Source organism: Psychrobacillus sp. FSL K6-2843 (assembly GCF_038626375.1).
GTDB classification, from domain to species: Bacteria; Bacillota; Bacilli; order Bacillales_A; family Planococcaceae; genus Psychrobacillus; species Psychrobacillus faecigallinarum.
In genome coordinates, this window is record NZ_CP152021.1 from 2,859,188 (window position 1) to 2,883,248 (window position 24,061).

The following is a 24,061-nucleotide window of genomic DNA, read 5'->3' on the forward strand; positions in this document are numbered from 1 at the left end:
GCAAGAATGTTGGGTTAACAGCATTCTTGCCTTTTAAAATTCACTTTTTTATTGATGAAAAAAGATAAAAACTCAACCGCAGTCTTACAGACAAGCTGTTAATATAGCTTTTGTATCTTCTGCATTTAACTTATTAAAATTGCCATACTCACCACGTGCCATTGCTTTTTCTACCATTAAGTCGATTTGTGAGTCATCAATTTTATAATCAGATAGGTTCACAGGTGCCCCTAACGAAGCCCAGAAAGAAGATAATCTTTCAATACCCTCTAAACCAATTTCCTCCGGCGTCTTACCTGAAGGATCCACATGGAAGACTTTAGTAGCAAGCTTTGCAAAGCGCTCTGGATTTACTTTAAGATTATGTCGCATCCATCTCGGGAAAATAATTGCCAATCCGCCTGCATGGGGAATGTCATACACAGCTGAGACAGCATGTTCAATGTTATGGCTCGCCCAATCACCGTTATAACCCATTTGTAGAAAACCATTTAAGCCTAGAGTTCCCGCAAATAGGATAGTTTCTCTTAATTCATAGTTTTCTAGGTCGGTAATTAGTTTAGGAGCAGCATCTATAACTGTACGTAGAGCGCCCTCAATCATTTCATCTTGAAGAGGTGTGTTAGTCGCATTATGATAATATTGCTCAAACATATGAGACATCATATCAACAATCCCATAAACCGTTTGGTCTAGAGGAACTGTGAAAGTGTTCACTGGGTCTAATATAGAGAATTTAGGGAAAACTAGCGGGCTCCCCCAGCCGTATTTTTCTAACGTTTCTTCATTTGTAATTACCGAACCTGAGTTCATTTCGGAGCCAGTTGCGGCTAAAGTTAAAACAGTACCAAAAGGTAGTGCTTCTTCTGGGAAGGCTTTACGTGTAACTAAGTCCCATGGATCCCCATCATACTTAGCAGCAGCAACAATAAGCTTCGTGCAGTCTATTACAGACCCACCTCCGACTGCAAGTACTACTTCAATTCCTTCTGCCTTACAAAGATCTGCTCCTCGTTTTGCAGTAGATAGTCTTGGATTTGGCTCTACTCCTGACAGTTCAAAGATTTCCATACCTGCCTCATTTAAATAATTCATTACTTCGTCGTATAAACCATTTTTTTTAATGCTTCCGCCGCCGTATACTACCAATACCTTTTTACCGAATACAGAAAGCTCAGTAGGAAGCTTTGCTAGTTGACCTTTACCAAAAATCAGTTTGACCGGATTATAAAAAGAAAATGCATTCATATGTTAATCCCCTTTCTTTACCTTTTCATCATATAAAAAACCGCTTGTAAAATACAAGCGGTTCAACTTATCGGGTTATACCCATCCACGGAAGCGTGAAGCTTCAGCAGTTCTGCGTACACCAACCATATATGCAGCTAAACGCATATCGATATTACGAGTAGTAGCTACTTCATAAATATTCTCAAATGCATCTACCATTTTCTTCACTAACTTGTCGTTAACTTCTTCTTCTGTCCAGTAGTAGCCTTGGTTATTTTGTACCCACTCAAAGTAAGATACAGTTACCCCACCAGCACTAGCTAATACGTCAGGGACTAATAGGATTCCTCTTTCATATAGAATTCTAGTAGCTTCTGTAGTAGTTGGACCATTTGCTGCTTCTACTACTATATTAGCTTTGATGTTGTGAGCATTATCAGAAGTAATTTGGTTTTCGATAGCAGCAGGCACTAAAATATCACAATCTAATTCTAATAATTCTTCATTAGAAATAGTATTTTCAAACAAAGTCGTTACAGTTCCAAAGCTATCACGGCGATCTAATAAATAATCTATATCTAAGCCATTAGGGTCATGTAAAGCACCGTAAGCATCAGAAATACCAATTACTTTTGCACCTTGATCGCTCAAGAACTTAGCAAGGAAGCTTCCTGCGTTTCCGAAACCTTGGATAACCACTCTAGCACCCATCATATCAATGCCGCGTTTCTTCGCTGCTTCATTAATAATAATAGTAACACCTTGTGCAGTTGCACGGTCACGACCTTGAGATCCACCAAGAACTAAAGGTTTACCCGTGATAAATCCTGGTGAGTTGAATTGGTCCATACGACTATATTCATCCATCATCCATGCCATAATTTGCGCATTTGTGAAAACGTCTGGAGCAGGGATATCTTTTGTTGGTCCGACAATTTGACTAATTGCACGAACATATCCACGACTTAGGCGCTCGATTTCTCCCATAGACATCTCACGTGGGTCACAAGCAACCCCACCTTTACCTCCACCATACGGAAGGTCAACAATTCCAGCTTTTAATGTCATCCACATAGAAAGTGCTTTCATTTCTTCAGGAGTTACACCTGGGTGAAAACGAACTCCACCTTTTGTTGGTCCGACTGCATCGTTATGTTGGGAACGGTAACCAGTAAATACTTTAACAGTATTGTCATCCATTCTTACTGGAATTCTTACCTCTAACATACGAAGTGGTTCTTTTAACAAGTCATACATTGCATCGTCGTAGCCTAATTTTTGCAAAGCCTCTTTAATGACAGCCTGCGTTGATGTGAACAGGTTTAGATTTTCAGCCATTTATTATTTCGCCTCTTTAATTCATAATGATTTCATCGGAGATTATTGTAACACAATTCATTTACAAATTGGGAAACAATTAGTTAAATTGTAAATACTTTTTTAATTTTCTCAATTGACCAGTCAAGTTCCTCTTTTGTAATGATTAAAGGTGGTGCGAAACGGATAACTGTATCGTGAGTTTCTTTACATAATAATCCTAGTTCTTTTAGTTCTTCACAATAAGGTCTTGCTGCTTCAGTCAATTCCATACCGATAAACAAACCACGACCACGTACTTCTTTAATAGAAGGATGATTAATGTCTCTTAAAGCATCCATAAAATAATTTCCTAATTCTAATGAACGATCAGCAAGCTTCTCGTCAATCAACACGTCAAGTGCAGCAAGAGAAACAGCACAAGCCATAGGGTTACCACCGAAAGTAGAGCCATGTGAACCTGGATTAAATACTTCTAGAACATCACGGTTAGCTACTATACATGAGATAGGGAATACTCCTCCGCCTAGTGCTTTACCTAAGATGTACATATCCGGATCGATATCTTCCCATTCACATGCAAACATTTTACCTGTGCGGCATAATCCAGCTTGAATTTCATCTGCGATAAATAATACATTATTTTCTCGACATAATTCACGTGCAGCCTTCATAAATCCTTCTGGAGGAATAATGATTCCAGCTTCGCCTTGGATAGGTTCGATTAAGAATGCAGCTGTGTTTGGAGTAATTGCTTGCTTAAGTGCTTCAATATCCCCGTAAGGAATTAGTTTAATCCCTGGAAGCATTGGTCCGAATCCACGTTTGTATTCTGGGTCTGACGATAAAGAAACCGCTCCCATAGTTCTGCCGTGGAAGTTACCGTTACAAGCAATGATTTCTGCTTGATCATCAGCAACACCTTTTACATCATACGCCCATCTGCGAGCAGCCTTAAATGCTGTTTCTACAGCTTCAGCTCCTGTATTCATCGGTAAAACCATTTCTTTTTTCGTTAATTGACTTACTTTTTCATACCATGGACCTAACTGGTCGTTATGGAACGCACGAGAAGTTAAAGTAACACGATCTGCTTGGTCTTTTAACGCTTGAATAATTTTAGGATGACGATGTCCTTGGTTTACAGCTGAGTATGCAGATAGCATATCCATGTATTTATTACCCTCTGGATCCTTTACCCAAACACCTTCAGCTTCAGACACAACGATTGGTAGTGGATTGTAATTGTGTGCACCGTATTTTTCTGTTTGTTCAATTACTTTACTAGATACTGACATTCATTTTCCCCCTATTAAATGAAATGGCCAGACAAACCAGTTGTTTGGCCATTTCATAAGATTTGTTTTAAAAAATATTAAAGCATTTCGGAAGTTGTTTTAGCTTGCATATGAAGTTGAATGTAGTCTGGTCCACCAGCTTTAGAGTCAGTTCCAGACATGTTGAATCCACCAAATGGTTGGTATCCAACGATAGCTCCAGTACATCCACGGTTGAAGTATAAGTTACCTACGTGGAAGTCTTCACGCGCTTTTTCTAAGTTCATGCGGTTATTAGTAATAACGGCACCTGTTAAACCATATTCCGTGTTGTTAGCAATTTCAATCGCTTCATCAAAATCTTTTGCTTTAGAAATACCAAGGATTGGTCCAAAAATTTCTTCTTGCATAATGCGAGAAGTTGGAGATAGATCTGCAAATACAGTAGGTTGAATGAAGTAACCTTTTGAATCGTCACCTTCTCCACCAGTGATTAAGCGACCTTCTTCTTTACCAACTGGGATATAGCTCATGATTTTTTTGAATGCAGAAGCATCGATTACTGGACCTACAAAATGCTCATCTTCGTCTGGAATACCTACAGTTAACTCATTCGTTAACTCTTTTACACGATCCACTACTTGGTCATATACATCTTCAAGGATTACAGCACGTGAACCAGCCGAGCATTTTTGTCCGCTAAAACCAAATGCTGATCGTACGATTGATTGAGCAGCTAATTCTAAATCAGCATCTTTATCTACAACGATTGTGTCTTTACCGCCCATTTCAAGAATTGTACGTTTAATCCAGATTTGCTTTTCAGCTAATTTAGCTGATTTTTCTACAATTCCTAAACCAACGTCACGAGATCCTGTAAAGCTGATTAAACGAGTACGTGGGTGTTCAACTAAGAAATCACCAATTTCAGCACCTGAACCAGGGATGAAGTTAACAACGCCCGCTGGCATTCCAGCTTCTTCTAGAACTTCTACAAACTTATAAGCAACAACAGGAGTAGTAGAAGCTGGTTTTAATAATACTGTATTACCAGCAACCATAGCTGCTACAGTAGTACCAGCCATGATAGCAAATGGGAAGTTCCAAGGAGAGATAACAACAGAAACTCCTAATGGAATATAGTCATAACGATTGTATTCACCTGGACGGCTTTCCACAGGTTGGCCTTCTTTAAGACGTAGCATTTGACGTCCATAATATTCTAAGAAGTCAATTCCTTCAGCAACCTCTACATCAGCTTCCACCCATGTTTTCCCTGCTTCTCTTGATAATAAAGCGGAGAATTCAAATTTACGGCGACGAATGATTGCCGCTGCTTTGAAAAGTACATCTGCGCGTACTTCTGGTTTTACTTTTTTCCATGTGTTGAATGTTTCATCAGCAATTTTAAGTGCTTTTTCTGCGATTTCTTGAGAAGCTTTTGATACTTTACCAATTACCTCTTCTTTTTTTGCTGGATTATAAGAAACAATTTTGCTTTCAGTAGTAATTCTTTCTCCACCAACGATTAATGGGAAATCTTGACCTAAATATGCGTCAACAATTTTATATCCTTCTTTTATTGCTTTTTTATTTTCTTCTTTTGAAAAATCTGTAAATGCTTCGTGTTTATAAGGTATCATGTAAATCCTCCTTTAAATGTTAGCGCAAAAAAAATTTGCACTACTAATACTACTTCACTTATAATAATGCAAAAGATTGTTGCGTTTTTCAAGTAAAATTAACTAAAATGTTAAATATTTTTTTGAGGTGATTAATTTGACCAGTACATTTAGTAAGCTGCTCCCCTTTTACAAATTCGCTACAGAGCAAGTCACTGTAGGCATTCATGCAATAGATTTAATGGGAAAAACGATTATATACAATGAAAAAATGAAAGAAATCGAAGGTTTGAATTCGATGGATGTAGAAGATCGTTCTATCCTAGAACTTTTTCAATTCGAACAACATGAAAGTACCTTATTAAAAGTTCTATATAGCGAAAAGCCAGTCCTAAGAGTAAAACAGACCTATTGGAGTAGGAATGGTCAAGAAATCACCACTATTAACGATACATATCCTGTTTTTGAAGATGGTGTCTTAATAGGGGCGATTGAATTTTCACGAGATATCACTGCTCTGGAAAAGCTATTATTTCAGCCTTTAAAGAGATATAACGAGGCAATCACACTTTCCTCAATCACAGCAGAATCTAAAATCATGAAGGACGTAAAGGAACGCTCAATAAAAGCAGCTAATGTACGAATGCCTATCCTGCTTATTGGAGAAGCTGGGACAGGAAAGGATTTAATAGCGGAAGCAATACATCATCAGCTTTCTCCACAAAACGAGCAATTTATAACGCTTTATTGTTATAGTGCGGACGATCAAATAATTTATAAATTCGAACAAGAAATAAAAAGCCTGCATAACTGCACTATATTTTGTGAAAGAATAGATTTATTATCCATCGATTTACAAAATAAATTATTTGAAATTTTAAAAGAAAATAGCTCTAACCACAATCTGTATATAGCTAGTATTGGAGAAGATCCGATTGACCTAGTTTATAATAACCAGTTGGTTAAAGAGCTATATTATTACTTTGCGTCTATTACTATTAATATTCCGCCGCTTCGTGAACGAACAGAGGATATTATGCCCTTTATACATGATTACTTCCAGCGACATTTAAATCGGTACGCGTCTACTCTTGAAGACATAGATCCACAGGTAATAAAAGCTTTTAAAACCTATGACTGGCCAGGTAACTTAAAGGAATTGGAGCTTTTATTAGACGAAATCACTTCTATGATTACAACAGAGAGAACATTAAGTTTCGATATGCTACCACTCCATTTCAAATTAAAAATTCAGGATATGGATGGATCAATGAAAAATGCCGAGGACTTTGTCATTTCTCCAGAGAGAGATATCCTTCCTCTAGACGAATACTTAAGAGAAGCGGAAACTTATTATTTACAAAAGGCTTTAGAGAAATACAATAACAATGTCACCAAAGCAGCGGAGGCATTGGGAATGAGTAGGCAGAATCTACAGTACCGATTACGTAAAATAAGAAAAGTTTAATATTTTACATGATAAAAAAAGAAAAGGTGGATAAGGATTTGATCCTTCTCCACCTTTTCTTTTTTATTGGATGGATTGTTTAATCCACCCTGCTAGTTTTTCCTTCAATGTATTAAAGCCTTCTTCATCATGCTCATCGACACGAGCTTGAAGTGATTTACGTGGCTTATCATCACGTTTCGAAGAGATTGGTTTTTCTTGAAGTTCTCGAATAGAAAGGCTTATTTTGCTTGCTTCCTCATCTATTTCTAGAATTTTCACTTCTACTTCCTGACCAACAGTCAAAAACTCTCCTACTTCCTTAACATAGCCATATGTTATTTCTGATATGTGCACTAGACCTTGTGTTTGTTCATCCAGACTAACGAACGCACCATATGGTTGAATACCCGTCACTTTACCAGTAACCACATCTCCTACCTTAAATGTTTTTGTCATATTGCCGTCCTACTTTCTTATCTACGATATAGTCATGTTAAATTATAACATATCAGAAAGTATATGACCAAAAATCACTGAGGTGTATGAAGACAACTTCCTTTGTAAATCAATGTGTAATAATAGCTTTCACGAACTTTCTTATTTTACACTCAGAGGGATATTAATACGCCAAATGTTATCCTCATCTAATCTCATGGGTATATTGGATTTTATTTTTTCTTCAACTCCTTGATCTAATACAGTAGTTAGTACGCTGTTCTCTACCTGGTTTTTTGACTGCTGATAATAGAGCATAGTAGATGATTCCGCAATTAAACTTACAGGACTTTTAAAGAAGGAACCTTTGCTTGACTCTAATCTGACATCATCACTTAATAGCTTCCACATCATGTCTAGGTTGTGTTGGTCCTCAGCGTAATCATATAAAACAGCAATTTCTATAGGCCCAATCCCATGTAAATGCTTTGTGTCGAAGCTTTCCCCAAACCTTTTATAAAGATAAGCTACATCTCCTTCTTTTGCCACTTCCATACTCGCCGATATTTTCTCAGATAACATCGCTTCCCAATCCAGCTTCACATAATCTAAATTACCCTCTAAGGCTTGGTTATAAAGATCTCTAAATTGCCCTAAATTTAAATCCTTATAGTTGAAAGTATACTTCCAATTATTCTCCTCCATTACGTCCAAAAATTTTCTCATAAATGTAGCAATTGGAGATTCTCCCGGTGTATCAGCTAAATAACTCCAAGCTAGTTGATATTCCTGCCTAACTTTTTGGTTTTCATCCAAAAGTGCACTATTGTACTCTCCTAAAAGCATGCTCTCTACTCCAGTAAAGTAAAATGTCTCAAGATTAGTATGAACGCTAAAAGATGGATCAGTATTCAAGAGAACAATCTCTATTCCTCTTAAATTACTTACTAAATTACTTACTAGATTATTACCATCCCCCATGGAGTTGTTGTCTGAGTATTGATTTAGCATAACGTTTTGTAAGAAAATATATCCTGAAGCATAATCATTTAACTTTTCATTAAAATCCTGATTAAATGCTAAACTATTATAAAGAACAAAAAATTCTGTACCAGATTGATTTACTTCAATATTTAGTCCTTGTTTAGGTAATACCTTCAACATTGTTTGAATTTTTTTCGGCATTTCTTCTCTTTTAGCCTGAAGCATATTCTTATTTAATTTCCCATCAAAAACAGCAGATCTCAATGCTTCTCTGTCTTTGTATAAAATGTGGTTATAATGAGTGATTAGTATATTTGCTTTTGTCACGAATTCATCAACAAACTTCATGCTTTCGTTAGAATTCATTACTTTTCCTTTTTTAACCTCTTCTATCATTTCAGAAGGAAGCTTTAACCCTTGTATTGCTTGATGGTAAGCTTCTTCAATAGTAATATCATCGTTCTTACCTTCGAGGGAGCCTGGACTAATCTGAGTAGCAAAAATATTATCTGCATAAATGACAAAATCGAGGCCATTAAAATCATCCTCATCCATCTCTAGTATTTTCTGTCTCTTCAATCGCTCCTCTGCGTATTTCTTTTCATATTCTTCAATATCTCCCAGTATGGTCGTTTCTTTTATTTTACTACCTGTTTGGTTATCGTTTAAAAGTGTAGCACTAAGGATTCCTATAACAAAAACACTTGCTAGGCTAACAGTCCACACTGCAATTCGTTGCCAATTCGTTTTCTTCTTTTTAGAATGATCTAGGTTAGTTTCTTTTTCTTTCACCATTTTCTTTAGTATTTCATCCGGATTTATTGAAGAAGGCACTCTTTCATATGAATCTTTCAATAATTCCAAACGTACTTCCAGTTTTTTATCGTCCATGGTTTTCACCTCCACTAATTTGTAGAGCCGATTTCAAATGTCCCTTTGCTCGTAATAATCGAATTTTAATGGTAGACATTGGAACATTCAGTACATCTGCCATTTGTTCATAAGACATGTCATGAAAATAGAAAAGTATAATGGGATGGCGATATTTTTCATCTAATAATTGTATTGCTACATGGAGCTCTCGATCCTCCTCAAAAACAAGGACCTTTTCCTCGGCAGACTTCATTATATAGTGGTCAGGCGATACTCCTTGAAGCCTTACCTCTTTTTGCGCTTCTTTCGTTTCCTTGCGGTAATAGTCTCTTGTTGCATTTAATGTAATTTTATATAACCAGGTTGTGAAACGCTCCTTTTGAAATTGATGAAGGAAACGATACAATTTTACAAACACTTCCTGTGTCACATCTGGTATATCTTGAACTCGCACTCCACATTGAAAGGCAAATTTTTCTACTGTTCGATGATGTAAGCGAATGAGTTCCCCGTATGCTTGCTGATCGCCCTGTTGTGCAAGTTCGATCAATTCGTTCTCAACCATTGCTCCACCCCGCTCTCTCTCTTTTGCTATAAGTGATACGAAAGATGCCAGCTAAATGTTACATCTATCTGTATACTTTTATCTTACTTGCACATATTAACAATTCACATTTATAGATTTAGCGTTTATTTTTCATTAACAAAATAGTATACTATCCCTTTAAAGCGTTAAAGCGTTGAAGGAGGAATACATATGAAAACTCGAGATCACTTCGGGTCGAAAATTGGATTTATATTGGCTGCGGCCGGAAGTGCCATTGGATTAGGGGCGATTTGGAAGTTTCCCTATATGGCAGGAACTAATGGTGGTGGCGTCTTTGTATTGCTCTTCATCCTATGTACACTTCTTATTGGATTACCAATTTTACTAGCTGAATTTATCATAGGAAGAAAGGGACAGGCAGATGCAGTAACTGGATTTAAAAAATTGGCACCTAAAAAGCCATGGTTTTTAATCGGATGGTCTGGCTTCTTCTTTTCGTTTATAATACTCTCATTTTATAGTGTAGTTGGTGGCTGGATTTTATCTTACTTGTTCCGTTCTATTACTCTTAGCTTAAACGGGAGTGCAGATAATTTCTATGAGGACTTATTTAATACGGTCATATCAAATCCTTGGGAAGTGTTAATTGGACAAGGAGTATTTATACTCTTAACTTTGTGGATTGTTTCAGGAGGCATCAAGGGAGGAATTGAGAAAGCTAGTAAGTGGATGATGCCCTTACTTCTCATCTTCTTTGTGGTTCTAGCCATACGTTCACTGACTCTTGATGGAGCTATTGAAGGAGTTAAGTTTTTATTAATACCGGATTGGTCTTATTTTACGTGGGAAACTGCCCTGCTTGCATTGGGTCAGGCATTCTTTTCTCTCAGTGTCGGTGTTTCTGGGATGATTACCTATGCATCCTACTTACCAAAGGGAACTAATTTAGGAAATTCGGCTCTTAGTGTTTCCTTACTGAATATAGGTATTTCTATCATGGCAGGTCTCGTAATATTCCCTGCAGTTTTCGCTTTGGGTTTTTCTCCAGACGCTGGTCCTGGATTAGTATTCATCATTCTACCAGCAGTGTTTGAACAAATTATTTTCGGGCAATTCTTTTTAATAATATTCTTTATCCTGTTATTATTTGCCACGTTAACGTCTTCCATCAGTATGTTAGAGATCGTTGTGTCCATTGGTATTAAGTCGAATTATGATCGAAGAAAACGTGCTGCTTGGATCTCGGGCTTTTTAATTTTCCTTGTTGGAATTCCAAGTGCTCTTTCTTTTGGTGTTCTTCAAGATATTAAAATCCTAGACTTGTCGATTTTTGATTTTGCTGATTTCCTGACTAGTAGCATTGGTTTACCTTTAGGGGCACTTTTTATATCAATTTTTGCTGGATTCCACTTCTCTAAAGATGACATTTCCAAGGAGATTGGTTCTAGAGCTGTTCTTTTAAACGGTTGGAGAATTATTGTACGCTATGCTGCACCAGTAGCAATTTTAATTGTATTTATTCAAGGGGTTATGAATGTTCTTAAATAGGACAAATATCCTTTAGGCTAGTAAATTAAAAATTGTACTTTTTCTGACAATACATTAAAACAAGTTCCAAAAAAAAATGTGCTATAATATGATATAAGATGTGAAGAATTTTTAAAGAGGTGGACAGAAATCATGAAAAAAGAATTGCATAAGCAGTTGCGACAACTAAGAGAAGAACGCAATATTTCTTTAGAAACACTTTCCTTAAAAACAAGAATCGGCGCTGGAAAATTGGAAGCGTACGAGTCTGGTAGTGAAATTCCTTCAACACAAACTATTTTAAAGCTATCTAACGCATTAGAAGTACCTGCATCCAACTTAATGGACGGCCTGCAAGAAGTGTAAAATAAAAGCTTTCGATTCATTGGAATCGAAAGCTTTTTCTTGTTATTACTCTTTTTATCTAGCATTATAGGAAGTGAGTAATTAAATAATACACTTCATTTCATATTTTAAAGCAATAAGTTTGTAAGAGATCTCCACGCATTTTTCTAGTGGAATCCATTGTTCAAAGGAATGCTCGTAAACTTCTTGAATTTTTCTAGCAAGCTCTGAAGGATGGTCGATATCGTGCAGAGAAGCTACAACATCGGCGATCTCTGTTTCGTAAGCATCAATTCCGAACTTGAAAGGATCCCACTCTTGAAGTAACCAAACTGCTTTTCTATTCATCTCTATAGTATCCATTATTTTTTCACCTTACTACTTTTATTAGTTAGGGTTATAATAACACAATAAGTTAAAAATGAAAGGGGATTTTATTTTGTCAGATTTTTCTACTATTTTTAATCGTCGTAACACTTTTTCCGTGAAATGGGATATGTTAAAACAAGTATATGCTATTGAGGATGATGCGGATGTACTTCCAATGTGGGTAGCAGATATGGATTTTAGTTTAGCACCAGTAATACAGCAAGCCATACATAAGCGTCTAGAGCATCCTGTTTTTGGATACTCAATTACCCCTGAAGCAGTGAAGGATGCATTATCTTCTTGGGTATATACTAAACACCAACTAGAAATAGAAAACGAATGGATTCTCTTACGTCATGGGGTTATTCCAGGAATGGCCGAAGTGGTTGAGGCTTTCTCAGAAATAGGAGATAAAGTACTTGTACACACTCCAATTTATCCTCCCTTTAAAGGTATACCGAATACTTTAGAAAGAGAGGTTGTTACTTGTCGCTTAAAGGAAAAAGGTAACTCCTTTGAATTGGATTGGGATGCTTTTGAAGAATGCTTACAGCAGGATATAAAAATATTTATACTTTGCAACCCACATAACCCAGGAGGAAAAGTGTGGAGCAAGGAAGATTTAACTAAGATGGCTTCACTATGTAAAATGCATAATGTATTAATACTTTCAGACGAGATACACTCAGATCTTGTCTTTAAACCAAATAAACATGTTCCTCTACTTGTTGCAGCAGAAGAAATCGATCATATTATTACTTTCTTTGCACCAACTAAAACGTTTAACTTAGCTGGAATTCAAGGTGCTGCTACCATCGTACCTAATGATGAATTGCGAAAAGCATTAGAAAATAGTGCTGCAAGACGTGGAGACATGGGACTGAATGTCTTCTCCTTAACTGCTATGCAAGCGGCATATGAACACGGAGCTCCATGGCTTGAAGAGTTAATAGATGTTATAGAAGGTAATATGGAGTATGTCATTAAACAATTATCAATTATAGAAGGCATTAAGATTTCTAAACCAGAAGGTAGTTATTTACTATGGATTGATTATCGTGGGACAGGCTTGAATGAGAAAGATATGATGAATCTATTATTAACTAAGGGAAAACTTGCATTAGAGCCTGGAACTAAATATGGAGAAGGCGGAGATGGATTCCTTCGAATGAACGTGGCATGTCCTAGAGCAACAGTAGAAGAAGGAGTTTCGAGATTCAAACATGCATTGTCCTAGCACTAGAGCAAAATAAGCTATGTACTAATATATAAAAAGAAGGTGCCTTCACTCAGAAGGTACCTTCTTTTCCATTTCTTCTTTTCTTGCTTGTAATACTCGTTCTTCTATTTCTTTCGCTTTTGCAGCGTCTCTAGCGGATTTCTTTTTAAACCAACGGAATAATAGCACACATAGAATAAATACTATTATAAACTCTAATACTACTGGTATATATTCGGTTTTATCCTCTGGAAAGTATAAATACAAAAAGCCTAATGAAAGAAAGTTTAACATAGTCTACACTTCCTAACTTTATTTTTGGATAACTTCTATAGACTGAATAAGGACATCTTCTACTGGTTTATCGTTTGCACCAGTTTCTACTTTAGCTATTTCATCGACTACATCCATACCTTCAATAACCTGTCCAAACACCGTATGTTTTTGATCTAAATGCGGTGTTCCGCCATTTTGTTCGTAAGCCTTAATAATTTCCTCCGGCCATCCGCCTTTTCTAAGCTGTTCAACGATTCCTTCTTGTAGAGGAGCTTGGACGATAAAAAACTGACTTCCGTTAGTGTTCGGCTGACCCGTGTTCGCCATAGAAAGTGCACCTTTTAAATTGAATAGATTATTAGCAAATTCATCCTCGAATGATTCACCATAAATGCTTTCTCCTCCTGCTCCTGTCCCAGTAGGATCTCCGGTTTGAATCATAAAGTTTTCGATGACCCGATGGAAAATAACGCCTTCATAATATCCTTCTTCTGCTTTAGTTAAAAAGTTTTCCACTGTTTTTGGTGCTTCATCTGGGAATAGTTTGATTTTTATCGTTCCTAAAGAAGTGTTCATTTGGACTAAAGCTTCATTTTCAGCCACTTCTGTTGAAAGTTGCGGATATGTGATTATTTCTCCCTCTTGTTGGGTATCAGTAGTAACAGCAGTTTCTTGTTCTGCTGTCTCTTTAGTAGCGTCTTTTTCTTTATCGGATGAGTCGCTTCCACAAGCTGTTATAAAAAGTAGTGTAAATAAATTCAATAAAATTATTTTTTTCAACATAATCACCCCAAAACAGTTTAACATAACTAAAAGTAGTTTTCAGTGACAAAGTTTCTAACAATCAACTTTCTTAGTCACCCGAAATGTTTTATACTAAAAGACAGTAGTATGCGACAAGAGAAAGAAGGGATTCCGATGAGCATACAAAAAAGAAATTTTATAATCATGTGGTTTTCTATTTTTCTTGTATCCAGTACGATGACAATGATCATGCCTTTCCTTTCATTGTATATTAATACAATGGGTGACTTTACAGACGCCTATGTCCAAAAATGGGCAGGCCTTGTTTTTGGAGCAACCTTTGTATCAGCACTTATTATGTCGCCTATTTGGGGAAGAATCGCAGACAAGTATGGCTACAAACCAATCCTTGTCATAAATGGTTTTGGTATTGCCATAAGTGTCTTTTTAATGGGCTTTATCAACTCAGTCGAGGCATTTTTTGTCCTACGTTTATTCATGGGAGTAGTTACCGGCTTTATCCCTACCTCTTTAGCATTTATCAGCTCTCAAACACCAAAAGAAGTTGCTGGTAAAACAATGGGGACGTTGCAAATGGGAAGTGTGTCTGGTACGTTATTCGGTCCTGTAATAGGTGGGTTTATGGCTGATACGTTTGGATTTCAATATACGTTCGTCATTACAGCAACTGCTGTATCTATAGCCGCATTCATGGTTATTTTAGGAATTAGAGAGATGCGACGAGTAAAACCCAAGGATGAGCATGAATATTCAAGAAAGATTGTTGTATCCGGGATTTTTCATCACCGATTGATGTTGAACGTGCTGATGATTAGTTCCCTTATTCAAATTGGGCTTTTTAGTATTCAGCCTCTTCTTTCTTTATACGTCTCTCATTTAACCGATTCAAATGAAGTTGCATTATTGGCAGGAATTACCTTCAGTGCGACAGGTGTAGGAAGTCTGTTATTTGCGAGAATATGGGGTAAGCTAGGAGATTCCATTGGATACGAAAAAGTTTTGTCTACTCTCTTACTAATTGCTTTTATATTTATCGTTCCACAAGCTTTTGTTACAGAGCTGTGGCAACTGATGGTGCTCCGCTTCCTATTTGGTATTGCATCCGGTGGTCTAATACCGATTACCACTGCCTTAATACGTCGGGAGGCGCCAATTGAAGTACAAGGCGAGTTAATGGGCTACAATACAAGCTTCCGATTCCTCGGTAATATCATTGGTCCAATGTTTGGGGGCTTTATTAGTGGTTTTATCGGTATTTCTTCGGTATTTTACGTGACTGGTGCCCTCTTCCTATTGGCATTCTTCATCATCTATTTCGCAAGTAAGAAACCAGTTCAAGATTTTGAAGAAGTGCTCCATGAAGAGGAACTCCATGCAAAAGCACACTGATTACCAAAAGACTTTCGAATTAATCGATTCGAAAGTCTTTTTTTGTAGCTTCCTGTAGATATTCACTAGGTGTTTACTTAGAAAAATTAGCACACTTTTCCAGCGAAATATGTGCTATTCTTTTATGGAGATAACTTGAACTGGAGTGCAAATTATGCGACAAGGTACTGGATTTATTATCATATTATTATGCTTTCCTCTCCTTTGGATTTTATATTCCTTTATCCATACTGAGGTGCTTTCAGCTGCTTCTTTTAATGATGACTTAGAACATTCTATTCAGCTTTCTAACCCTACAATAACTTCTCCAGTTGTCCTCTTAGATAAACAAGGTGAAATATTTTCTGAGGACTATGTGGAATGGAGAGAACCGATAGAGTTAGAAACTATTCCTCTATTTGTTCAGGAGCTATTTATACAGAGTGAGGATGTAGAATTTTATAATCATATTGGCTTTAATTTTACCGCAATCTTCCGAGCAGTTTTTGCAAATGCTTCTTCTCAGGAAAGAGAACAAGGGGCTAGCACCATCACTCAGCAGCTAGTCCGCCTACGCTACTTGTCTACTGAAAAAACATATGAAAGAAAGCTAACAGAGTTGCTATATGCACATGAAATGGAAAAGCAAACTACTAAAGAAGAAATACTAACTAATTATTTAAATGAGATTTACTTCAGCAACCAGGTATATGGAATTGGGGCAGCTGCCACCTTCTACTTCGGCCGCCCAATAGAAGAATTGAGGGAATCAGAACTTGCCTTTATCAGTGCTATCCCGAATAATCCAACCATTTACAATCCACTCACTAACTTTGAAGCTACTAAAAAGAGACAAGAGCTTCTAATAGATGTCATGGTCAAAAATGGACGGCTCACTGCCGAGAATGGAGAAAAAATAAAGAAGGAATCAATTGTTCTTTCGACGAAGTTAAAAAAACAACTATACCCTGCCTATAGTACGTTTGTTTTACATGAGCTTGAAAACCTTATAGCACACAACGAGGGATTTAAAGAAAGAATCGCTAACTCACAAAATGAACAGCAAAAGCAATTCCTAGAAAGTGAATTAAAAACCCGTGTCAATGAAGTAATCGCTGGAGGGATAACAATCTCTACAGCTTTGGATCAATCTAAACAAGATTATGATGAACGTTACATTAATAGCCTTTTAAGCAAAACTCCAGAATTACAAGCTGCGTCTGTAGTGATTAACAATGAATCTAGAGAAATTGTAAGTGTATATGGAGGTAAGGATTATAGGAAAATGGATTTTCATCGCGCCTATCAGGCAGTTCGACAACCTGGCTCTGCCTTTAAGCCCTTGCTAGTATACGCTCCATTATTTGAGACAACTACTTATGCTCCTGCCAACTCTATTAATGCAGGTAAGTTATGTATTGGATCCTATTGCCCACAAAATTACGGAGGAGCAGTATATGGAGATGTGACGATTCAAGACGCATTTCGTTTAAGCCATAATACCCCTGCTGTAAGATTATTGGATAAGGTCGGTATTGAAAATGCTTTTGCAAGGTTATCTCCTTTTCAATTTGAATATATACAAAAAGAGGATTATACGTATTCTGCCGCACTAGGAGGATTAACTCATGGCGTTACGATTGCAGAAATGGCAGATGCTTATACAAGCTTCATCAACGGAACATATAAACCAGTGCATTCAATAAGAAAAGTTGAAGACAAGCAAGGAAATGTTCTGTATCGATGGGATGAGGATTTTCAAGAAGCTTGGTCGTATAAGACAGCCCAAACGATGAGAGGTTTACTTCAACAGGTGGTCACAAACGGGACTGGAAAAGGAATTCATATTAACTCTTCGTACGTGGGAGCTAAGACAGGCACTACAAATGAATATTATGATTATTGGCTAGCCGGCCTTACAGACACTTATACCTCTGCAGTATGGATTGGATACGATAAACCTAAAAACATGAAATCTATAGAGTCTAACAAAATCCATCATCGTATTTTCAATCAAATTATGAAAACAGATTGAGCTGGGATTTAAGTAGTTTCGTAACACGTAAAAAGAAAAATTGCTACATGCAATTTCACTTTTTGCGTGTTATTTTTGAATTCATCGCCTTCGCTCCGTACAACGGCTAGGAAATAGTTTACGAAAAACAAAGCCCTGAATTCTCTAAGGGAGTTTTGTTGTCCCTGGCTAGTCAGATCATTTTGATAAACTTCAATATTTTCCTATATAAATGTGCAAGTTCTTCAGGCGTTTCACGTTCGTTTTGAGAGAGCCAATGCTCAACCAGTCCTAAAATGGATGATGAAGCAAACGCCGAAAGATAATCTGTTGGAATAGAAGAATCTATGGAGGATAAATCAGTAGCGTAATAGTTATCTTCAAACTGTTCGATAAAGAAGCTTTTTAAGCGAAGATGAAAGCCCGACGTATTGTTTTTAGATAATAGAACAATAAATTGTTCTTTGTACATTTCAATGTATCTAAATACCTCCATAGAAAAACCAGCGACCTCTAATAGTTGTTCCTTCTCCAGGCTGTCTTTTTTATTAATATTCGCAATATGTACTCGAAGCCCATCAAGAAGCTCAATCTCGACTTTTTCTAATAAATCATATTTATCGAGATAATGTAGATAGAAGGTTCCACGGTTAATGGAAGCATTAACTGTTATGTCTTTAATCGATATTTTCACAAATTCTTTCTCTTTAAGTAACTTGAGAAATACATCTTGAATTTTCTTCTTTGTACGAGAATTCATCTCATCAAAAACGTTTCCCACCTTCCATTCACCCCTCTCATATATTTTCTAGTATTTCTCTAATATACTGCACCCCGAAAGCTAATATTAAGCTTCTACTAGCTAAATGACTGTCTATAGCTTGCACATCTTGTAATCTCCTGTGAGTTAATAGGCTATAGGAAAGGCAGACTCGCGATAATTCCGTTATACAGCTTGATGACTACATATATGACTAAAGCTAAGAATAAGCTCCATACGATAATTTCAAACATGATTAGTCCTAATGTTCCTATCATGGACATAGAGTTGCTTAGTTTGAATACAACATAAATAAAATAAATAAAAGCAGTAGCTAAAAATATAAGAAGAAGAATTTTAATTGATTGGAAGCCTACTGCTGAAATGATAGCACCTGCAAAAAAAATGACATACCCACCGCGCGCTAGTGCCATTGTTTTTCCTTCAAAATCCTTAGAAAAGAATAGCATCCCTAATTCGTGAATAGTTTCTGCAATCAATTTTAACGCAGAAAAGAGCATGAAATAAATAAGGGCAAAAATAATTAGCACAAATAATCTTATCTCAAAATCAGAAAGAAACTCTTTCATCCCGCTATACACGCCAATGACTTTAAACAGATCGATTGCTTTAAACATTGTATACGTGGAAAAGCTCAAGCTAAATAAAATAATGGTTATCAATGGCAAAAAGCCAAATACATAAGGGTTTTTCATGATCGTTCCTCTAATCTTGATAAATTTGATTCTATAGTTCATATCGGAGTAAATTGGCCTTTTACAAGAGTCTATCATATAGATTTAACTTTTAAGGCTAGTTACTAATAATTGATTTATAAATCTTGGCATAAATAAGCCTAACTTTTACTTTTTGGAGGACAAATTTAAGCACCCCTTTATTTGATTAAAAATGCATTTACTTATATATAGGAAGGAAGTGATAAGCCATGCAAACACATATTATTTGGGGTATAATTTTATTATATACTTAAATATATTGTCGGAAGGAGGATCCCTATGTCCATGGTTTTTGCAATATTCTTGCCTATTATTTTAGCTGTTTTTATACCTTTTTTGTATAAAAGAGCAAAAAGTATCCATACTGGATGGATTGTCTTGATTGCCCCTGTTCTTTTGGTAATCTTTTATGCAATGTATATCCCATCGGTAATGGATGGAGAAACTTTTATTAACGAAATGCCTTGGATTCCATCACTTGATATTTCACTCGTCTCGTACATAGATGGCCTTAGCTTACTTTTTTCGTTATTAATAACCGGGATAGGATCTCTAGTCGTTCTTTACTCTATCTTCTATTTAGATAAGGATAAAGAAAAGCTAGGTAACTTTTACGTATACTTATTAATTTTTATGACTGCCATGTTGGGAGTTGTACAATCTGACCACTTAATCGGACTGTATTTCTTTTGGGAGTTAACTTCCATTTCATCATTCTTGCTCATTGGTTACTGGTATACGCGAGATCGTTCGCGTTTTGGTGCATTGAAGTCAATGATGATTACCGTCTTTGGTGGCTTAATGATGCTTGGTGGATTCTTATTATTAGGAATTATGGGGGAAAGCTTCTCCATTCGTGAGTTAATCGCACAAGCATCCTCTATTGCAGAGCACGACTTGTTCATATGGGCGTTAGTGTTGGTACTCCTAGGGGCCTTTACAAAATCTGCTCAGTTTCCCTTCTACATTTGGCTACCCGATGCGATGGAAGCTCCAACACCTGTTAGCGCATATTTACATTCAGCAACTATGGTTAAAGCAGGACTATATTTAGTCGCAAGATTTACACCAATCTTTGCATTATCCGAGGTCTGGGTGTGGCTAGTAACAGGAGTCGGTATTCTCACTTTGTTCTGGGGATCTTTCTTCGCAGTAAAACAAACAGATTTGAAAGCAATTTTAGCCTTTTCAACGGTCAGCCAGCTTGGTTTGATCATGTCACTGCTTGGAATTGGTTCTATCGCCTATCATGTTACAGGCGATTTAGTGTCAACATATACAATTGCAACTTTTGCGGCAATATTCCATCTCCTAAACCATGCAACCTTTAAAGGTAGTTTGTTTATGATTGCTGGGATAGTTGATCATGAAACTGGTACACGAGATATCCGCAAGCTCGGTGGGTTAATGAGTTTAATGCCTATTAGCTTTACAATCGCAATGATCGGCAGTTTATCGATGGCTGGCGTACCGCTATTCAATGGCTTTTTGAGCAAAGAAATGTTTTTAGAAGCCACACTTTCCTTACAGCATTTTAACCTCTATGCAATGGATACTTGGTGGATTTTAATACCAGTAGTTGCATGGATTGCAAGCGTATTTACATTTGTATATAGCTTGTACTTTGTCTTACATACATTCCGAGGAAAGCACAAACCCGAGCTGCTTCCTAAAAAAGCACATGAAGCTCCAATTGGAATGCTCGTTTCACCAGGTATATTAGCAACATTAGTCATAGTTATTTTCTTTATACCAAATGTTTTTGGTAGTACTTTTATAAAGCCGGCAGTAGCTGCTATTCATCCAGGAGCCTATGCACTTCCTTCTGAGATAGGAGTCAAGATAAAAGCATGGCATGGATTTGATTCGCCCGCTCTATATATGACGTTAGGAATTTTCCTAGTCGGCTATCTTCTATTTAAAACATTGCCAAAATGGAGTGTAGGTTATGAGAAGATGCCAGCTAAAGTTTCATTGAACGGTATTTATGATTGGTTAATGATGCTTTCAGAAGGTGGAGCTAATAGCGTTTCTTCTCTTTACATGAAGGGTTCTATTCGTTCTTACTTAATCTACATGTTCTCAGCTATTATCTTCCTGCTTGCTAGCACCATGTGGGTTAAGGATGCCTTTGTAATAGACTTTGATAATTTAGCACCTATCAAGTTCTTTGAAATACTTTTATCACTCATTGTTATTATTGGGACGATTACGATCCTAGTTACAAAATCCCGCCTTACAGCAATCATTGCTTTAGGAGCTGTAGGATATACTGTGGCTTTGTTCTACATCATTTTTAAAGCGCCTGATCTAGCTTTAACTCAGTTAGTAATAGAAACAGTTTCGGTTGCTCTATTCCTTGGAGCTTTTTATCACCTGCCAAAACTAAATAAGCACGAAAAAGGCAAGGAAGACCGTAAATTCCGTTTAACTAACTTTATCATTGCACTAGGTGTTGGAGTGATGGTTACATTAATAGCTATTTCCTCCCACTCTCAAAAATTAGTAACATCTATCTCTCAATACTATAAAGATACTGTATACACAGAAGCTGGCGGTGGAAATATTGTAAACGTTATCTTAGTTGATTATCGGGGATTTGATACTTTATTTGAAATCAGTGTACTAACTATTGCTTCTCTAGGCATCATAGGAATGATCACACTACGACTTGCTAAAAAGAAAGGAGATAGAAAAGTTGAAAACAAATGATTTAATTATTCAAACGACAACGAAAGTAGTCTTTTTCATCATCTTTCTATTCTCCATTCATATTTTTTTCGCAGGTCATTATACACCAGGAGGAGGATTTGTTGGTGGCCTATTAATGTCAAGTGCAATCGTCCTTCTTTTACTTGCATTCGATTTAAAAACAGTACAAGATATGCTACCTATAAACTATACGGTTGTAACAGCAATCGGGCTTATAATATCTTTAGCAACTGCAGCCGGGTCTATCTTTTTTAATGTTCCTTTCTTTACCCACGTATATGATTATTTCAATCTTCCCTTGTTAGGGAAAACGTCTATCCATACTGCAATGTTTTTTGATACCGGCGTATATCTTGTTGTAGTGGGAGTAACAATGACAATTATTCAAATGATAGGAGGAGATGAATAATGGAAATTATGATGTCCATTTTAATCGGCTTTCTATTTATGGCTGCAGTCTATTTAATCCTCTCTCGCAGCTTGCTTAGGATTATTATTGGAACGGGCTTACTGAGTCATGGGACACATTTGCTCCTACTAACCATGGGTGGACTTGGGGGAAAATCTGCTCCCGTATTAGCTGACGGAGTGACAGATTATGTCGATCCACTACCACAGGCTCTAATTTTAACCGCCATCGTTATTAGCTTTGGCGTAACGGCATTTTCACTTGTACTTGCCTATCGTACCTATAAAGAAGTCGGTACAGATAATATGGAACTTATGAAAGGAACTGAAGACAATGATTAACTTATTATTATTCCCAGTCCTCATCCCTTTCTTATTCGCTGCGGTTCTTTTATTATTTCCCAAGAAATTAAAAGCACAGCGAATAGTTACTATTATTGGATTGTTGTTAGCACTAGCATCTGCCTTTACATTGCTGTACAAAGTAAAGATAGATGGTGTACAAACCCTTACACTCGGGAGCTGGGCACCTCCATTTGGAATCACAATGGTTTCAGATATGTTCTCAGCGTTACTAGTAACTTCATCTCTAATCATTGCTCTATTTGTTGTATGGTATAGCTTTTCTTATATGGATGAAGCTAGAGAAAAATCATTTTACTATCCAGCTATTCTATTTATGTTAACTGGAGTCAATGGTGCTTTTACAACGGGAGATATATTTAACTTATTTGTATTTTTTGAAGTATTATTAATGTCTTCCTATGTATTGATTGTTTTAGGTGGAGAAAGAATACAATTAAAAGAATCTATTAAATACATAATAGTCAATATTGTCTCTTCATCCCTATTTGTAATTACAGTAGGATACTTGTATTCAGTAGTTGGAACATTAAATATGGCTGATATCTCAGTTAAATTGGCCGAGCTTGGTGAGGTAGGAATTGTAACTGTAATTGCTGTGTTGTTTTTAATTGTTTTTGGTATTAAGGGTGGTATCTTTCCCCTCTTCTTCTGGTTACCAGGTTCCTATGCAGCACCCCCAGTTCCAATACTAGCCCTGTTCGGTGCACTTCTCACTAAAGTTGGAGTGTATGCGATTATGCGTACATACACGTTATTCTTTACGACAGATGTAGGTTTCACGCATGAGTTGCTTATGATTCTCGCGATAATTACCATCGTCGTTGGGTGTATTGGCGCACTGGCTTACTTTGATTTAAAACAAATTATTATTTATAACATCGTCATTGCAGTAGGAGTTATATTATTCGGTGCTTCTGTAATGAATGAAAATGGAATGATGGGTTCTGTATTTTATTTGATTCATGATATTTTGATAAAGGGAGCATTGTTCTTACTTATCGGTATTGTCATTAAAATTACAGGCACCTCCGATTTACGTAAAATGGGAGGTCTGATGAAAAAGTATCCTGTTTTAGCCTGGAGTTATTTGATTGCAGCATTTGGATTAGCTGGTATTCCACCCTTAAGTGGCTTCATCGGTAAAATGCTAATCGTACAAGGGGGCTTTGAAGGTGAATTACTCTGGCAGAGTGTTTTTATATTAGCTTCGAGTCTAATTGTCCTACTTTCGGCAATTCGAATTTTCATCTATGCTTTCTGGGGTGAGCCAAAAGGTGAATCTACTCTTTTAGGACCTAAATCATATCGACGACTGTTAACACCTACTATCGTTTTGGTAGCCATAACAGTATTCTATGGTGTTGGAGCGGAATTCTTAGTCCCATTTATGACGGATGCTTCTGATTTGTTGCTAGATCCTTCTATTTACGTCGATGCTGTATTTGAAGGGGTGAAATAAT

At 36.7% G+C, this 24,061-nt stretch carries 22 protein-coding genes; 10 read left to right on the top strand and 12 right to left on the bottom strand.

Annotated elements, in window-relative coordinates; all coding sequences use genetic code 11:
- Positions 1-84: 84 nt before the first annotated feature.
- The 4 genes from MKY94_RS14490 to pruA all read right to left on the bottom strand — a co-directional run bounded on the left by MKY94_RS14490 (position 85) and on the right by pruA (position 5,467).
- Complete coding sequence (locus tag MKY94_RS14490; RefSeq protein WP_144538596.1) at positions 85-1,248, bottom strand: iron-containing alcohol dehydrogenase; 1,164 nt, start codon at positions 1,246-1,248, stop codon at positions 85-87.
- Positions 1,249-1,323: 75 nt separating this feature from the next.
- Positions 1,324-2,568 carry a Glu/Leu/Phe/Val dehydrogenase gene (locus MKY94_RS14495; RefSeq protein ID WP_151113367.1) on the bottom strand — a complete coding sequence of 415 codons (1,245 nt, stop codon included), beginning with the start codon at positions 2,566-2,568 and terminating at the stop codon, positions 1,324-1,326.
- Between the two features lie 83 nt (positions 2,569-2,651).
- Positions 2,652-3,845 (bottom strand): ornithine--oxo-acid transaminase, encoded by a 1,194-nt coding sequence (locus MKY94_RS14500; protein ID WP_144538598.1) that lies wholly within the window; start codon positions 3,843-3,845, stop codon positions 2,652-2,654.
- Positions 3,846-3,922: 77 nt separating this feature from the next.
- On the bottom strand, positions 3,923-5,467 hold the full coding sequence (pruA, locus tag MKY94_RS14505; RefSeq protein ID WP_144538599.1) for an L-glutamate gamma-semialdehyde dehydrogenase: 1,545 nt from the start codon (positions 5,465-5,467) through the stop codon (positions 3,923-3,925).
- A 136-nt stretch (positions 5,468-5,603) separates the two neighbouring features.
- Here pruA and MKY94_RS14510 point away from each other — a divergent pair, with 136 nt between their 5' ends.
- Positions 5,604-6,914 (top strand): sigma 54-interacting transcriptional regulator, encoded by a 1,311-nt coding sequence (locus MKY94_RS14510; protein ID WP_340844666.1) that lies wholly within the window; start codon positions 5,604-5,606, stop codon positions 6,912-6,914.
- Between the two features lie 63 nt (positions 6,915-6,977).
- Here MKY94_RS14510 and yugI read toward each other — a convergent pair whose 3' ends face one another.
- From yugI to MKY94_RS14525, 3 genes are all read right to left on the bottom strand, one after another.
- Positions 6,978-7,352 (bottom strand): S1 domain-containing post-transcriptional regulator GSP13, encoded by a 375-nt coding sequence (yugI, locus tag MKY94_RS14515; protein WP_340844667.1) that lies wholly within the window; start codon positions 7,350-7,352, stop codon positions 6,978-6,980.
- A gap of 141 nt (positions 7,353-7,493) precedes the next feature.
- Complete coding sequence (locus MKY94_RS14520) at positions 7,494-9,206, bottom strand: hypothetical protein (protein ID WP_340844668.1); 1,713 nt, start codon at positions 9,204-9,206, stop codon at positions 7,494-7,496.
- On the bottom strand, positions 9,196-9,753 hold the full coding sequence (locus tag MKY94_RS14525) for a sigma-70 family RNA polymerase sigma factor (protein ID WP_144538603.1): 558 nt from the start codon (positions 9,751-9,753) through the stop codon (positions 9,196-9,198). Before MKY94_RS14525 ends, MKY94_RS14520 begins: the two co-directional genes overlap by 11 nt.
- 192 nt (positions 9,754-9,945) lie before the next feature.
- On the opposite strand from MKY94_RS14525, the gene MKY94_RS14530 reads away from it, so the two are divergent.
- Entirely contained in the window at positions 9,946-11,283 is a 1,338-nt protein-coding gene (locus MKY94_RS14530) for a sodium-dependent transporter (protein ID WP_144538604.1), read from the top strand.
- Positions 11,284-11,415: 132 nt separating this feature from the next.
- Positions 11,416-11,628 carry a helix-turn-helix transcriptional regulator gene (locus tag MKY94_RS14535; protein WP_144538605.1) on the top strand — a complete coding sequence of 71 codons (213 nt, stop codon included), beginning with the start codon at positions 11,416-11,418 and terminating at the stop codon, positions 11,626-11,628.
- 81 nt (positions 11,629-11,709) lie between these two features.
- On the opposite strand, the gene MKY94_RS14540 is transcribed toward MKY94_RS14535, so the two are convergent.
- Positions 11,710-11,970, bottom strand: coding sequence for a DUF1871 family protein (locus MKY94_RS14540; protein WP_144538606.1), 261 nt, complete (start codon positions 11,968-11,970; stop codon positions 11,710-11,712).
- 76 nt (positions 11,971-12,046) lie between these two features.
- Between MKY94_RS14540 and MKY94_RS14545 the strand changes: the two genes are divergently transcribed.
- Positions 12,047-13,213 (top strand): MalY/PatB family protein, encoded by a 1,167-nt coding sequence (locus MKY94_RS14545; RefSeq protein ID WP_225216135.1) that lies wholly within the window; start codon positions 12,047-12,049, stop codon positions 13,211-13,213.
- A 48-nt stretch (positions 13,214-13,261) separates the two neighbouring features.
- Here the strand turns inward: MKY94_RS14545 and MKY94_RS14550 are convergent, their stop codons facing one another.
- Both MKY94_RS14550 and MKY94_RS14555 read right to left on the bottom strand, forming a co-directional pair.
- The gene (locus MKY94_RS14550) at positions 13,262-13,489 is read right to left on the bottom strand and encodes a hypothetical protein (RefSeq protein ID WP_144538608.1); all 228 of its coding nucleotides are present in this window, start codon (positions 13,487-13,489) and stop codon (positions 13,262-13,264) included.
- An 18-nt stretch (positions 13,490-13,507) separates the two neighbouring features.
- Positions 13,508-14,254, bottom strand: coding sequence for a peptidylprolyl isomerase (locus MKY94_RS14555; protein WP_342577281.1), 747 nt, complete (start codon positions 14,252-14,254; stop codon positions 13,508-13,510).
- 135 nt (positions 14,255-14,389) lie between these two features.
- On the opposite strand from MKY94_RS14555, the gene MKY94_RS14560 reads away from it, so the two are divergent.
- Together MKY94_RS14560 and MKY94_RS14565 are read left to right on the top strand one after the other, a co-directional pair.
- Positions 14,390-15,625: an MFS transporter gene (locus tag MKY94_RS14560; RefSeq protein ID WP_151113355.1), complete on the top strand. Its 1,236-nt coding sequence runs from the start codon at positions 14,390-14,392 to the stop codon at positions 15,623-15,625.
- 154 nt (positions 15,626-15,779) lie between these two features.
- Positions 15,780-17,639 (top strand): transglycosylase domain-containing protein, encoded by a 1,860-nt coding sequence (locus tag MKY94_RS14565; RefSeq protein WP_342577282.1) that lies wholly within the window; start codon positions 15,780-15,782, stop codon positions 17,637-17,639.
- A 172-nt stretch (positions 17,640-17,811) separates the two neighbouring features.
- Here MKY94_RS14565 and MKY94_RS14570 read toward each other — a convergent pair whose 3' ends face one another.
- Together MKY94_RS14570 and MKY94_RS14575 are read right to left on the bottom strand one after the other, a co-directional pair.
- Complete coding sequence (locus MKY94_RS14570) at positions 17,812-18,399, bottom strand: TetR/AcrR family transcriptional regulator (RefSeq protein ID WP_154310229.1); 588 nt, start codon at positions 18,397-18,399, stop codon at positions 17,812-17,814.
- A gap of 134 nt (positions 18,400-18,533) precedes the next feature.
- Positions 18,534-19,094: a DUF5366 family protein gene (locus MKY94_RS14575; RefSeq protein ID WP_144538613.1), complete on the bottom strand. Its 561-nt coding sequence runs from the start codon at positions 19,092-19,094 to the stop codon at positions 18,534-18,536.
- A gap of 300 nt (positions 19,095-19,394) precedes the next feature.
- Between MKY94_RS14575 and MKY94_RS14580 the strand changes: the two genes are divergently transcribed.
- From MKY94_RS14580 to MKY94_RS14595, 4 genes are read left to right on the top strand one after another with little or no spacing between them, the layout of a single operon-like run.
- The gene (locus MKY94_RS14580; RefSeq protein WP_342577283.1) at positions 19,395-21,827 is read left to right on the top strand and encodes a Na+/H+ antiporter subunit A; all 2,433 of its coding nucleotides are present in this window, start codon (positions 19,395-19,397) and stop codon (positions 21,825-21,827) included.
- A complete protein-coding gene (locus MKY94_RS14585; RefSeq protein WP_144538615.1) occupies positions 21,814-22,236 on the top strand; it encodes a Na(+)/H(+) antiporter subunit B in 423 nt (140 codons plus the stop codon). Before MKY94_RS14580 ends, MKY94_RS14585 begins: the two co-directional genes overlap by 14 nt.
- Entirely contained in the window at positions 22,236-22,577 is a 342-nt protein-coding gene (locus MKY94_RS14590) for a Na(+)/H(+) antiporter subunit C (protein WP_144538616.1), read from the top strand. Before MKY94_RS14585 ends, MKY94_RS14590 begins: the two co-directional genes overlap by 1 nt.
- Entirely contained in the window at positions 22,570-24,060 is a 1,491-nt protein-coding gene (locus tag MKY94_RS14595) for a Na+/H+ antiporter subunit D (protein WP_340863484.1), read from the top strand. Before MKY94_RS14590 ends, MKY94_RS14595 begins: the two co-directional genes overlap by 8 nt.
- Position 24,061 lies beyond the last annotated feature (1 nt).